This is a genomic window from Caballeronia sp. LZ043, from assembly GCF_031451075.1.
GTDB lineage: Bacteria > Pseudomonadota > Gammaproteobacteria > Burkholderiales > Burkholderiaceae > Caballeronia.
In genome coordinates this window covers 1,600,854-1,613,834 of sequence record NZ_JARUXT010000003.1, presented here as the reverse complement: position 1 = coordinate 1,613,834, position 12,981 = coordinate 1,600,854, and the positions used below count along the sequence as shown (strand labels likewise).

Sequence of the window (12,981 nt, the reverse complement as noted above, 5' to 3'; positions counted from 1 at the left end):
GAGTGCCCCGAATGTGATCGAAGCGGGACGAAAAGGGCGCTTAACTGACAGTGCGGCCTTGCACTCCTGTTTCGATTCGCAACCCGACACCGCAGAGCTTGCATCGTCGAGCACAGAACGAGCCAGCGCCTTGTCGCGCATGAGGAACCACTGGCATTGGATCAAGGAACGCCTTGCGTTCCCGGCGCGTGCCCGTCCCGCCGATCGATGCGGCGAATATTGCTCGGGCGGCAAGGGTGCCTGAACCATACGGGTGCTGCATGCCCAGTTCGTTGCGGTCCATGCAGGATGCAGTGAGCGCCTGCTGCGGATTTAACCTACCATGAAGGGCAGGCGTCGATAGCTGCGCACCGTCCTTCACGCGAAGTGGAGTCAAGGACCTTGTATGCAACCGGGTTGGCATCGAGTCCCGATCGCAGAACCGGTTGGTCTGCATCCTCATCGGTCGTGCTGGTACGCACATGTCTTCTCTCCAACCGGGAGGCCTTCGTACAAGACAGCCATGGCCGAATCATTGAACGCGGACGAAAGACAAACCCATGTGCGGATCGTTGCTGTCGGTGCGTCGGCCGGCGGCATTACGGCGTTGCAGCGGCTCTTCGAAGGGCTTCCCGGCAACCTGCCTTATGCGCTCGTCGTGCTCCAGCACCTGCCTGCCGGTCTGCCCAGCGGGCTTCCCGGCCTGATCGCGAAATGGACGCGCATGCCGGTTCAGCGCGCTATCGGCGGGGCGCGTCCCAAGGCCGGAACCATCTACATTCCCTCGCCGGATGACATCCTGACGCTCGAACACGACGTGTTCGAAACGAGACCGCTCGAAGGAGGCGGACGGCGTCCCGGCATCGATACGATCGACTGCTTTCTCGAAAGCCTTGCGTTGCGCACGGAGCCGCCACCGGTCGCGGTCATACTCTCAGGCACCGGCATGGATGGAACCGCGGGCGCCACGCTCGTCCGGCAGGCCGGCGGCATCGTCATCGTTCAGGATCCGCTGACGGCGCTGCATGACGCCATGCCGAACTCGGTCATCCAACGGCATGTGCACGATCACGTCCTGCATGCGGGGGCCATCGGCCGGCAATTGATGGCCTGCGCCGATCCGGCCTACGAACGTCCCGTGCCGCCTGCCGACTGGTCCAGCATCACGTCGCAGACGCTCGCTCATATCGTCGGGCTGGTCCGGCAACGTGCGGGCTTCAACCTGGGCGGATACAAGCCTTCGCCTTTGTTATGGCGCATCCAGCAGCGCATGGATATGCGCAAGGTCTGGTCACTGGAGGATTACGCTTCGCTGCTCAGGGATGATCCTGTCGAACTGGAAGCGCTGGCGCGCGGCATCTCGATTCACGTGACCGGATTCTTTCGCGATCCGGATGCCTGGGCGGTCCTGCAAGCCGATGTGCTTCAGCGTCTCATTGCGGAGGCGGGGAAGGAGCGCATCCTGAGGGTCTGGACGCCTGCATGCGCGACCGGCGAAGAAGCGTTTTCCATTGCGATGCTGCTTGATGAACTTGCACGCGACGCGGCCGAGCCATTCGACTTCCAGATCTTCGCCACCGATGCCGCTCCCGAAGTGGTCGCAAGCGCAAGCCTCGGTCAGTTCAATGCGAGGTCGCTGACCGGCTTGTCGCCGGCGCGTCAGGGACGTTACTTCTACAAGGTCGACGCCACTTTTCGCGTGAAGCGGTTCCTGCGTGAAAAGCTGGTGTTCGCTCCGCAGGATCTGATCTCGGATCCACCGCTTTCAGGGCTCGACCTCGTCACTTGCCGCAACCTCTTCATCTACCTCGAGCGGGAAACGGTCTGCGACGTACTGTTCTCGCTTCACGGCTCACTGCGCATGGGCGGTTATCTTCTTCTTGGCCGAAGCGAGGCTTATCCTCTTGACAAGCAGGGCTTCGAAGTCGTTTCCCGGAAGTGGAACATTTATCGCAAGGTCGGGCCGATGCACGAGGTGCCGCGCAGTGTTGTGCGCAGAGTGGCATCGGATGAGGAAAGACTGGCCAAGCTCGCGCTGCGGCTCGCCTACGAACAGTTCGATGTTCCGTCAGTGTTGATCGACGAAGATGGCAGCATCCTGCGGGTGTACGGCGACACAAAGGACGTGCTGCGGCTTGCTGCGGGCGAACCCTCGCTCAGGATCACGGATCTCGTGCCCAAGCAGTGGGAGTCGCGCCTGCGGCACTCCATCCGACAGATACTGGCTGACCAGCAACCCATCACGCTGGAAGGCCTGAAACTCGACGGCGCGGAAAACATGCCGATGCGCGTACGGCTCACTCCGTTGCAAACGTCGGCCGGTGCCGCGTGCGACCGTGTGCTGGTGTCGTTCGTCAGGGAGCAGGATGCGGCCGATGCATCCGAGGCGGAGGGTACGCCGCTCATGCGGGGTGATCTCGATGTTGCCGAGTCGGTCGACTGGAAAGACAAGGCCCGGGTTTCGCGCGACGAGCTGGAAGCATCGCGCGAGGAATTGCAGGCGCTCAATGAAGAGCTCAAGGCATCGAACGAACAGCTCAATCGCAGCAACGGCGATCTCAACGTGGCAAACGTCGCTTTGCAGAAGAACATCGAACAGCTTGCGATGCAGAGCCGCGTGTTGTCTTCGGGCGCCGTGATGACGATGTTCCTGGATCCGGATTTGAGGCTTCGCTGGTTCACGCCTTCGATGCGGGATGTGTTCCCGCTGATGCCGGGCGACACAGGCCGCAATATCGCGGACCTCGTGACGAAGTTTCCGGACGCTGCCTTCTACACGGATATTCATGCCGTGCTGTGCGCGAGTGAACCGCGCGAAGCGATCATTCGCGACAGCCACGACCATACCTTTGTGCGCAAGATCTATCCGTATGTGTCGGAGACCAACGCGATTACCGGGGTGGCCATCACGTTCATGGACATCAGCGATCATGCTCGCGCGGAGGCCGTGATCGCGCGCAGCCGGGCCTGGCTCTCGGCGCAGAAGGACGCGTTTCAGGCAGCCATGAACGGGGCTTCACTCGATACCTCGTTGGGCATCCTGGTGCGCACGCTGTCGAATCAGTCGCCCGAACGAGGCCGATGCGCTTTTTTTGTCGCGGAGGGAAGCGTGTTGCGACATGTCGTGGGCATGTCGGACGAGTATGCGCGGTGTGTCGACGGGTTCGAGATTTCGCCGGAGTCGCTTGCCTGCGGGCTGGCGGTTGCAACGGGGAAGCCGGTTATCACGGCAGACGTGTTCGATGAACCGAGTTGGCAGTCGTGGATCTGGCTGGCGGAGAAGTTCGGGTATCGAGGATGCTGGTCGTTTCCGGTGCAGACACCGGAGGGAGGGCTGATTGGGGCGCTGGCCATGTATTCCAGAGAGCCGAGGTTGCCGACTTCGATGGATCTGGAACTTGCCGAGGTATTCACGCAGACGGCGGGAGTGATCATGGGCAGGTTCCTTGGGGAGGGGCGTGCTCTTTGACCCGTTCGAAGCAGGCGCTGTTCATGCATCATGCCGCTCGCAATGCGCAATCGTGGAACGGCATGTGGGATGTCGTTCCGCGAGTCAGATGACCAAACCTGGCCGGCCCGGAAAGCAGCGTCGATTTCTGGCCGCGACAGATGAGCCACGGTATTGACGAGTGTCTTTGCTGCCGCGGCCAACGCGATGGCGACCATCGCGCAGCGATCGAAGCCTGCCGCTTTCAAGGCATTGACGTCACTGTCGGATACCTGCGTCCGATTCGTCGCGACGGCGGCGGCAAAGCGGCGTACTGCTTCCAGCCTGGGGTCGTCGATCATGCTTCCGTTCCGCAGAGCCTCGACGATTTCCGCCGATGCGCCCAGTTTCGCCGCAAGCGTTGCATGCACCGCGATGCCGTAATCCGCGGCGTTCGCGCGGCTCGCGGCGACCATCGCGACTTGCTGGGCGACGGGGTCGAGCGAACTGGCGCCGAGCGAACTGGCGCCGAGCGACTGGCCTGCGGCGAGAAACACCGCCATTGAGAAGCGCATCCGCAGTGAGCTCGCCGGGTTTGTAGCCCGTCGTCTGCGTTTCGGTCGCCGCGGTTCCGGCGATCGTTCCCCCCGTGGCCAGCACGGCAACGTGGGGTAGCGGCGCCTGCTGCTGAGTCTGGACCTGCCTGGGCTCAATTGAGCGCATGCGTCTTTCACGGCGGACTCCCGCATCGAGGTTCAAGGATCACCTGCACGTCATCGGTTGACGCGGTCGGTTGAATCGGAACCGATCGGGATAGAGGGAGGGGGTGGGAAGCCCCGGTCGTCCGACGGACGGGTTCCGATGGGCCCAGTGTAGTAAGTCGCCGGGCGCTCCAATACGGCCCGCGACGACCATTGGAAAACCTGATGATGTGGTCCGCTCTGCGTGAAACTTCCAGCAGCATCGATCAGTGCCTGAGGCGGAGTGAGTCCCGCAAGCTAGCCAAGCGACCTCTGCAGCAGTCCGCAGAGATCGGCGGCGATGGACGACATCGACACATGCCGGTGCTTCACGATGCCGATGGCACGCTGCACTTCCGGACTGGCGATCGTGATCGCGCGAATGTTCGGCGCGAAGTGCGCCGACACCGCAAGCGACGGCACGATCGCGCAGCCGAGCCCTGCATCGACGAGCGCGACGACGCATGAGATGTGCTCGACTTCGTAGAACCAGCGCAGGCTGATCGACTCGTGTCCGAGCAGCAGTTCTAGCAAGAGCCGGTTCCCGCTGTCACGTCCGCCAATGACGAAGCGCGCCTCGCGCAGGTTCGGCAGGTCGCGCAGCGACACGCTCTCGCGCGACGCCCATTCGTGTTCGCGATGCACCGCCAGCACGTATCGGTCCGCGAGCAAGGGCTCGAAGGTGAGGTCTTCGTCGTCGCCGGGATCGAGACTGATGCCGAATTCCGCGAGCCCCGCCCGCACCTGGCCAAGCACGAAGTCGTGATTGCCGTCGAAGATCTGCACGCCGATGTGCGGATACTTCCGGGCATATTGCCGCAACACATCCGGCAGCACGCGACTGACGACCGTCGGGATGCTCGCCAGCCGCACCTTGCCGAAGCGCTTCTCGGCGATCTCCCGGATCGACGACAGCATCGTGCCCAACTGCGAGATTTGCTGGCGCGCCATCGGCAGGAACTGGCGGCCGACGCCCGTCAGCGCAACACTCCGCGTGGTCCGGTGAAACAACTCCACGCCAAGCGCCTGCTCCAGCTTCTGAATACGCCGGGACAAGCCGGGTTGCGTGAGGTGCAGCTTGTCGGCGGCTTTCTGAAAGCTGCCAAGCTCCGCCACCGCGACAAATGCTTCGAGTTCCGAGTTTTCGACTTTCATAACTGTTTCGCATGAATCCGTGAGAAACCGGCATTGGACGCCGCTATTTTGGACGACGAGCATTGTGACCGAAACAAAAAGTCATCACCAAGCGGGCAGGGCTCATGCATTTTCAATTGATCATTCGAAACGGCGAAGTCATCGACGGCACCGGCAGCGCGCGCTTCAGCGCCGATGTCGGCGTGAACGGCGAGCGCATCGATGCAATCGGCGATCTGTCGGCGGCGAGCGCGGACCGGTCCATCGACGCCACGGGAAAGATCGTCGCGCCGGGCTTCATCGACAGCCACACGCACGATGATGCCTTCGTGCTTACGCATCCGGACGTCATGCCCAAGATCGTGCAGGGCGTGACCACGGTGATCGCCGGCAATTGCGGCATCAGCCTCGCGCCCTTGCGCGCCGACGCCGTTCCCCAGCCGCTCGATCTTCTCGGCGTGCCCGAGCGCTTCGCCTACGACAGCTTCGCCGACTATCTCGATGCGCTCGACCGGTCGCCTGCCGCCGTGAACGTGGCGGCGCTGATCGGACATTCGACCTTGCGCGTACGTCACATGGACGATCTCGCGCGCGAAGCCACGGCAGGGGAACGCGCACACATGGCGGCCGATGTCGAAGCCGCGATGCAAGCAGGGGCGTTCGGCGTATCGTCGGGAACGTTTTATCCGCCGGCGGCAGCGGCAAGCACGCAGGAACTGATCGACGTCTGCGCGCCGCTTGCACGTTATCCCGGCGTCTTCGCCACGCACCTGCGCGACGAAACCGCCGACATCGTCCCCTCGATGGAGGAAGCGTTCGCGATCGGCCAGGCGGTGGGCGCGAATCTCGTGCTCTCGCATCACAAGGTCGCGGGCAAGGAGAATCACGGACGCTCGGCCGAAACGCTCGCGCTCATCGACGCGCAGGGCGAACGCCAGCCGCTCTGCCTCGACTGCCATCCGTATCCGGCAACCTCGACGATGCTGCGCGCGGACCGCATCCGCCAGTCCTCGCGTGTGATGCTCGCATGGTCGGCGAAGCGGCCGGAACTCGCGGGCAAGGATTTCAGCGAGATCCTGCCGCTCTACGACGGTTCGGTCGAGGCGGCCATCGAAGACCTGAAGCCGGCCGGCGCCATCTATTTCGTCATGGATGAGCAGGACGTGCAGCGCATCTTCCGTCATGAAAAGACGATGGTCGGCTCTGATGGACTGCCCAACGACAGCGCGCCGCATCCGCGCCTGTGGGGCACGTTCCCACGCGTGCTCGGCCACTACTCGCGCGAACTGAAGCTGTTTCCGCTCGAAACCGCCGTGCGCAAGATGACGGGCCTCACGGCCGAGCAATTCGGCATCGAGGAGCGTGGTCATGTCGCCGTCGGCAGCTACGCGGATCTCGTCGTGTTCGATCCCGCCGAAGTCATCGACCGCGCGACGTTCGAAGCACCCCGGCTCGCGCCGGAAGGGATCGAGCACGTGATCGTGAACGGCGCGCCCGTCATCGCTCACGGCAAGCCGACCGGCGCGCGACCCGGCCGCGCGTTGCGCAAGAACCGCCGCTAAACCCGAGACCGACATGGCCACTCCCCATCAGGCAAGCCCGCACGCCGCCGCGCCGCTCGCGCTGTCAGCCGACACCGTGTATCGCAAGGTGACGCTGCACGTCGTGCCGATCATCCTGCTGTGCTATTTCTTCGGCTATCTCGACCGCGTGAACGTCGGCTTCGCCAAGCTGCAGATGATGACCGACCTGAACCTGACCGAAGCCGCGTACGGCGTCGGCGCGGGCTTGTTCTTCGTCGGCTATCTGCTGCTCCAGGTGCCGGCGGGTTATCTCGTCAGGCGTATCGGCGTGCGCGTCTGTCTCGGCGGCTCGCTGGTCGCGTGGGGCATCGTCTCCATCGCGACCCTGGCGACGCGCAGCCAGACCACCTTCTATGCACTGCGCTTCCTGCTCGGCTTGACGGAAGCAAGCTTCTTCCCGGCCGTCATCGCGTATTTCAGCGTGTGGTTTCCGTCGTACCGGCTGAGCAAGGTGATGTCCCTGCTGTTTCTCGCGATGCCGCTGGGCGTGATCGTCGGCGGTCCGCTGTCGGGCTGGATCATGGACGCGACGCACGGCGGCTGGGGCATGAACGGCTGGCAGTGGATGTTCCTGATCGAAGGCCTGCCTGCCGTCGTGCTCGGTTTCGTGCTGTTCGCGATGGTCGTGAATCGCATCGAGAACGCAAGCTGGCTCACGCCCGAGGAACTCTCGGTCGTGAAGAGCGAGCTCGCGCGGGAGTCGTCGGACAAGAAGCAGTCGCTGCTTCCCGCGTTGAAAGAGCCGACGCTGTGGCTCTTGTGTGCGATCTCCTTTCTCTACAACGTCGGCAATTACGGCCTCGTCTTCTGGATGCCGACGATGATCAAGGCGCTCGGCCATCGCTCCAACTTCGAGATCGGCGTGGTGAGCGCGATTCCCTATCTGGTCGCGGCGGCCGCGATGGTCATCAACGCGCAGCATTCCGTGAAGACCCGCGAGCGCCGCTGGCACACGGCCGCGCCGGTGTTCATCGGCGGCATCGCGCTGATCGGCAGCGTGGTGGCGTCGGGTGCGCCGGTGGCGGCGGTTGCGTGCCTGACGGTTGCTGTCGCCGGCATCATGAGCACGCTGGCGATGTTCTGGAGCTTGCCCTCGCGCATACTCGCAGGCACGGCAGCGGCAGGCGGCGCGGGTCTGGTCAACGTGGGCGCGGCCGTCGCCGGATTCGTCGGGCCGTCGATCATGGGCTTTCTCAAGCAGATCACCGGCAGCACGACCGCCGGCGTCGCGCTGCTCGCCATCACGCTGTTTCTTGCCGCCTTGCTGATCCTCGCCATTCCGGCGCGCTACATCAAGACGGCGCACTGAGTTGCACACAGACCTCGCTCTTTGCATCTGATCGAACCTGAAAGGCAGAACCATGACCACGGTATTTCATCGCGCGCCGCGCGCCAGGCTTCCCGTCGCCGTGCGCGGTGACGGCATCGAAATCGTCGATTCGACCGGCAAACGCTATATCGATGCATGCGGCGGCGCAGCCGTTTCATGTCTCGGCCACAGCCATCCCCGCGTGATAGAAGCCATTCAGCGTCAGGTGCAGCAATTGCCCTATGCGCACACGTCGTTCTTCACGACGGAGCCTGCCGAAGCACTCGCCGACCTGCTCGTCGATGCCGCGCCGAAGCATCTCGCCCATGTCTATTTCGTCTCGGGCGGCTCAGAAGCGATGGAAGCCGCGCTCAAGCTCGCGCGCCAGTACTTCGTCGAGAAGGGACAGCCGGCGCGCCGACACTTCATCGCGCGGCGGCAGAGCTATCACGGCAATACGCTCGGTGCGCTCGCGATTGGCGGCAACGCATGGCGTCGCGAACCGTTCCTGCCGATCCTGATCGAAGCGCATCACGTCACGCCGTGTTTTGCGTATCGCGAGCAGCACGCGGGCGAATCGGACGAAGCCTTTGCGCAACGGCTCGCCGACGAACTAGAAGCGAAGATTCTCGAACTCGGGCCGGAGTCGGTGGCCGCGTTCGTCGCGGAGACGGTCGTCGGCGCGACGGCGGGTGCCGTGCCTCCGGTGCGCGAGTACTTCCGCAAGATCCGCGCGGTTTGCGACAAGTACGGCGTGTTGCTGATCCTCGACGAAGTGATGTCGGGCATGGGCCGCACGGGCTATCTCTTCGCCTGTGAGGAGGACGGTGTCTCCCCCGACATTATCGCCATCGCGAAGGGGCTCGGCGCGGGCTATCAGGCGATCGGCGCGACGCTCGTGAGCGACGAGATCTTCAATGCGATCGTCGGCGGTTCGGGGTTCTTCCAGCACGGTCACACGTATATCGGCCACGCCACGGCGTGCGCGGCTGCGCTCGAAGTCCAGAAGGTCATCGTCGAAGACAGGCTGCTCGACAACGTGAAGGCGCGCGGCGAGCAACTGCGCGCAGCCTTGCGCGAGCGGCACGCACAGCATCCGTTCATTGGCGACGTGCGCGGGCGTGGCCTTTTCACCGGAGTCGAACTCGTGCAGGATCGCGAGCTCAAGACGCCCTTCGATCCGAAGCACAAGTTGCACAGCGTCATCAAGAGCGAGGCGATGAAGCGCGGCCTGATGGTGTATCCGATGGGCGGCACCGTCGATGGCCGGATGGGCGATCACGTCCTGATCGCACCGCCTTTCATCACGACAGGCGAGCAGATCGAGATCATCGTCGAGCGTCTTTCGGATGCGATCGACGGCGCGCTTGCCGCAATCGGCGCGAAGGCGGCATGAACGAGGCCTCGTTGCAGGCTTGGGCGACGACACTCGGCATCGCCCTGCCTGACGCGTTGCTGGGCGATGTCGCCGCGCTGCTCGACACCATGCACGCGAGCGCGCAGCAACTCGACGTGGCACCGGACCCAGCGGAACCCGACTGCGATGAAGCGCGCGCTTGACATCGCCGCCGACGTGCGGGCGCAGCGACGCCGGGCGGTCGACGTGACGCGCGACACGCTTGCGGCCATCGCACGCGAAGATGCTGCAATCAACGCGTTTCATCACGTGTTCCACGACGAAGCGCTTGCCCAGGCAACGCGCATTGATGAACGCATCGCAGGCGGCATCGATCCGGGTCCGCTCGCAGGCGTGCCGTTCGCCGCCAAAAGCCTGTTCGATGTCGAAGGCCGCGCGACGATTGCCGGCTCGTGCGCGCGGCTCGATATCCCTGCCGCAACGCGCGATGCAGACGCGATCGCGCGTCTGAAACAGGCGGGCGCCGTACTGGTCGGCACCACGCATATGGACGAACTCGCGTGCGGCGCGACCGGCGAAAATCCCTTCTTCGGCAACGTGCGCAATCCGCGCGCCATCGAGCGCATGACGGGTGGATCGTCGGGCGGATCGGCGGCGGCTGTCGCGGCGGGCTGCGTCCCGCTTTCGCTCGGCAGTGACACGAACGGTTCGATCCGCGCGCCCGCCGCGTTGTGCGGCGTGTGGGGCGTGAAACCGACCTTCGGACGGCTGTCGCGACGCGGCGTGCTGCCCTATGCCGATTCACTCGACTGCATCGGCGGCTTTGCGCGCAATGTCGATGACCTTGCCGCCCTGTATGCGGCGCTCGACGGCGGCGCGGCAGATGACTCACGCGCGGTTCCAAAGGTCGCCGTGCTCGGCGGGTATTTTCGTACCTACGCCTCGCGCGACGCGTGGGACGCCGTCATCGAAAGCGCGTGGGTCTTCGGACCGCATGAGATCATCGATATGCCGGAAGACGAGATGCAACGCGTCCGCAGCGCGGCGACGATCATCTCGAACGTCGAAGTTGCCGAGGCGCATGGCAATCTTCTTCAAGCGCCCGAGGAACACCTATCGCCACGCCTGCGTACGCGCCTGCTGGCCGGCGCGTTGAGTCCGGGCACCTGGCACGCGCGGGCGCTGCGTTACCAGCAGCGTTTTCGCGCACGCATGTCACGGCTCTTCGACCGATTCGATATCCTGCTCGCAACGTGCACACCTTTCCCGGCGCCGCGCTTCACCGACGCGACCATCGCGGTCGGCGATCACGCACTCGAACCCGCGAAGCACCTAGGCATGTTGACGCAACCTGTTTCCTTCGCAGGTCTTCCCGTCATCGTCGCGCCCGTTTTGCGCGAAGGCGCCATGCCGCTGGGCGTGCAGATCATCGGCGCTGCGTTCGATGAAACCGCGTGCTTCGCAGCAGCGCGGCGCATCGAGCGCGGCTTCAGCAACTCATCAGGAACAGCGATCGAAACATGAGCAAGAGACTTCCCGACTTCGACATGGCTAGCGCATCGGACGAACAAAAAGCCGTGTTGCAGAGCATCCTGAGCGGTCCGCGCGGCAACCTCAACGGTCCGTTCCTCGGCTGGATCTTCAGTCCGGAGCTTGCGCAGAATGCGCAGGCACTTGGCGCGTTCTGCCGCTACAAGACGGGCCTGCCGCTGCGCCAGTCCGAACTCGCGATTCTGGTGACGGCGGCGCGCTGGCGCTCGCAGGCGGAATGGCACATACACCTTCCAATCGCGCTCGATGCAGGCGTGCCCGCCGATCTCGCCGAAGCGCTGCGCACGTGCCAGCCGCCGGTTTTCGCCGATGCCGATGACAAGCTGATCTTCGACTTCGCAACCGAGCTCTACGAAACGAAGCGCGTGAGCGATGCGACGTATGACGCAGCGGTCGCGCGCTTCGGCCATGCGGTGGTGGTGAATCTGGTCGGCCTGCTCGGGTATTACGCGCTCGTCGCGATGACGCTCAACACCTTCGACATGCGCGCCGAAGGGCAAACCGGTCTGCCTTTCGCCGAATGAGCCGTATCGGGAATGGGTTGTCCGACCGTCTCAGGCGAGACGGATGGGCGGTTGCGTCAGCCGGTTCAATCCATCGGCGGCCAGGAGAAGGGTGGCCTTGCCGACGCCGTGTATCGCCTGTTGATGACGTCGATAGAGCATCGCGTGGCTGAGTTGAGCAAGCCGCCCTTTGATGAAACCACCCTTGAAGAAGCCGAACTTGCCGAGTGTGCCGAAGGCATCGTAGTTCGCGAGCGATACCAGCGAGCCGAAGTCGTGATACGCGAAGTCCTGAAGCGGCGCTCCCGTCAACCACGCGGGTAGCGTCTTCGCGAGATGCTCTGCCTGTTGCGTGGCGACCTGTGCGGTGGGCGGCAGCGCCCGTTCGGCATTCCGCAAGGTGAGGCTGGAACAATCGCCGAGCGCGAAGATCTGGTCATCGCGAGTAGCTTGCAACGTGGCGCGCGTGACGAGCTGGTTGGAATGCGTGGTCTCCAGCCCTGCCAGACCGGCCAGGAACTCGGGCGCCTTGACGCCTGCGGCCCAGACCATCAAGTCGGCAGGAACGAGGTCGCCGGACCCATGGAAGAAGCCGTCTGCCGTCGCACCGGTCACGCGCGTTTGCGTGAGCACACTGAAGCCCATTCGCGTGAGCAAGGTTTCGCTGGAAGCCGAGATGTTGGGCGGAAAGCTTGCAAGAATGCGCGGGCTGCTTTCGATCAGGGTCAGTTCCAGCCGCTGACGCACCGTGGGATCGCCGTAGCCCGACGCGATATCCAGCAGCGAGCTGAGTTCCGCCGCCAGTTCGACGCCGGTTGCGCCGCCGCCGACAATCGCGACACGGAACCGTTGATCACGCGCAATGCTCCTGAAGAGGCGAGCCCGCAGGATTTCGTTGAATGCCTCGGCCTGCGCCTGACTGTCGATGAAATGCGCATGCTGCGCCACGCCTTGAGTGCCGAAGTCATTGGCGCGGCTGCCAAGAGCGAGTACCAGGACGTCGTAGTCGATGGTCCGCGCGTCCAGCACCTTTTCCCCGTTGGCCGCACGTATTTCCGCGACCTGGACCTGCTTTCGCTCGCGGTCGAGACCACACATTGCGCCGGGCTGATAGGCATAGCCATGCGCGGCGGCGTGAGCGATGAAACTGACTTGCTGAAGGTTCACATCACGGGTGCCTGCTGCAATGGTATGCAGCATGGGTTTCCAGATGTGGGTCGCGCTTATGTCGACCAGCGTGACCGTCGCAGCCAGGCCGTTGCGGATTTCCCTGCCGAGCTTGGTCGCCAGCAGAATTCCGGCGATGCCGCCGCCAACAATGACAATGCGCGCAGGATGTGTCACGGGTCCTCTTGTTTTCCAGAAATGCTGGTCGGTGCATTCGAAGCCGTCGGACGA

9 protein-coding genes and 1 pseudogene are annotated in these 12,981 nt (G+C 63.8%); 7 read left to right on the top strand and 3 right to left on the bottom strand.

Translation table 11 applies throughout. From position 1 onward, the window contains the following. The first annotated feature begins 502 nt into the window (after positions 1–502). Complete coding sequence (locus QCE64_RS27420; RefSeq protein WP_310007272.1) at positions 503–3,448, top strand: CheR family methyltransferase; 2,946 nt, start codon at positions 503–505, stop codon at positions 3,446–3,448. A gap of 335 nt (positions 3,449–3,783) precedes the next feature. Here the strand turns inward: QCE64_RS27420 and QCE64_RS27415 are convergent. Further along, positions 3,784–3,882: pseudogene (locus tag QCE64_RS27415) on the bottom strand (hypothetical protein); the annotation flags it as partial. 522 nt (positions 3,883–4,404) lie between these two features. Continuing rightward, entirely contained in the window at positions 4,405–5,301 is an 897-nt protein-coding gene (locus tag QCE64_RS27405; RefSeq protein WP_309925154.1) for a LysR family transcriptional regulator, read from the bottom strand. Between the two features lie 104 nt (positions 5,302–5,405). On the opposite strand from QCE64_RS27405, the gene QCE64_RS27400 reads away from it, so the two are divergent. From QCE64_RS27400 to QCE64_RS27375, 6 genes are read left to right on the top strand one after another with little or no spacing between them, the layout of a single operon-like run. Then, a complete protein-coding gene (locus QCE64_RS27400; protein ID WP_309925151.1) occupies positions 5,406–6,842 on the top strand; it encodes a D-aminoacylase in 1,437 nt (478 codons plus the stop codon). A 13-nt stretch (positions 6,843–6,855) separates the two neighbouring features. Beyond that, positions 6,856–8,172 carry an MFS transporter gene (locus tag QCE64_RS27395; RefSeq protein WP_309925149.1) on the top strand — a complete coding sequence of 439 codons (1,317 nt, stop codon included), beginning with the start codon at positions 6,856–6,858 and terminating at the stop codon, positions 8,170–8,172. Between the two features lie 52 nt (positions 8,173–8,224). Then, complete coding sequence (locus QCE64_RS27390) at positions 8,225–9,568, top strand: aspartate aminotransferase family protein (protein WP_310007270.1); 1,344 nt, start codon at positions 8,225–8,227, stop codon at positions 9,566–9,568. Continuing rightward, complete coding sequence (locus QCE64_RS27385; protein ID WP_310007268.1) at positions 9,565–9,732, top strand: hypothetical protein; 168 nt, start codon at positions 9,565–9,567, stop codon at positions 9,730–9,732. The genes QCE64_RS27390 and QCE64_RS27385 overlap by 4 nt, the downstream gene beginning before the upstream one ends. After that, positions 9,716–11,053, top strand: a complete 1,338-nt coding sequence (locus QCE64_RS27380) for an AtzE family amidohydrolase (protein ID WP_310007266.1) — start codon at positions 9,716–9,718, stop codon at positions 11,051–11,053. Before QCE64_RS27385 ends, QCE64_RS27380 begins: the two co-directional genes overlap by 17 nt. Continuing rightward, positions 11,050–11,604, top strand: a complete 555-nt coding sequence (locus QCE64_RS27375; RefSeq protein ID WP_309925141.1) for a carboxymuconolactone decarboxylase family protein — start codon at positions 11,050–11,052, stop codon at positions 11,602–11,604. Before QCE64_RS27380 ends, QCE64_RS27375 begins: the two co-directional genes overlap by 4 nt. A 30-nt stretch (positions 11,605–11,634) precedes the next feature. On the opposite strand, the gene QCE64_RS27370 is transcribed toward QCE64_RS27375, so the two are convergent. Continuing rightward, positions 11,635–12,927, bottom strand: a complete 1,293-nt coding sequence (locus tag QCE64_RS27370; RefSeq protein ID WP_310007402.1) for an NAD(P)/FAD-dependent oxidoreductase — start codon at positions 12,925–12,927, stop codon at positions 11,635–11,637. Positions 12,928–12,981 lie beyond the last annotated feature (54 nt).

Bases quoted from the DNA above. Each gene is read 5' to 3' on its own strand.
- QCE64_RS27375 (WP_309925141.1), top strand. From the start codon at position 11,050: ATGAGCAAGAGACTTCCCGACTTCGACATGGCTAGCGCATCGGACGAA.
- QCE64_RS27405 (WP_309925154.1), bottom strand. From the start codon at position 5,301: ATGAAAGTCGAAAACTCGGAACTCGAAGCATTTGTCGCGGTGGCGGAG.
- QCE64_RS27395 (WP_309925149.1), top strand. From the start codon at position 6,856: ATGGCCACTCCCCATCAGGCAAGCCCGCACGCCGCCGCGCCGCTCGCG.
- QCE64_RS27390 (WP_310007270.1), top strand. From the start codon at position 8,225: ATGACCACGGTATTTCATCGCGCGCCGCGCGCCAGGCTTCCCGTCGCC.
- QCE64_RS27380 (WP_310007266.1), top strand. From the start codon at position 9,716: ATGAAGCGCGCGCTTGACATCGCCGCCGACGTGCGGGCGCAGCGACGC.
- QCE64_RS27420 (WP_310007272.1), top strand. From the start codon at position 503: ATGGCCGAATCATTGAACGCGGACGAAAGACAAACCCATGTGCGGATC.
- QCE64_RS27385 (WP_310007268.1), top strand. From the start codon at position 9,565: ATGAACGAGGCCTCGTTGCAGGCTTGGGCGACGACACTCGGCATCGCC.
- QCE64_RS27400 (WP_309925151.1), top strand. From the start codon at position 5,406: ATGCATTTTCAATTGATCATTCGAAACGGCGAAGTCATCGACGGCACC.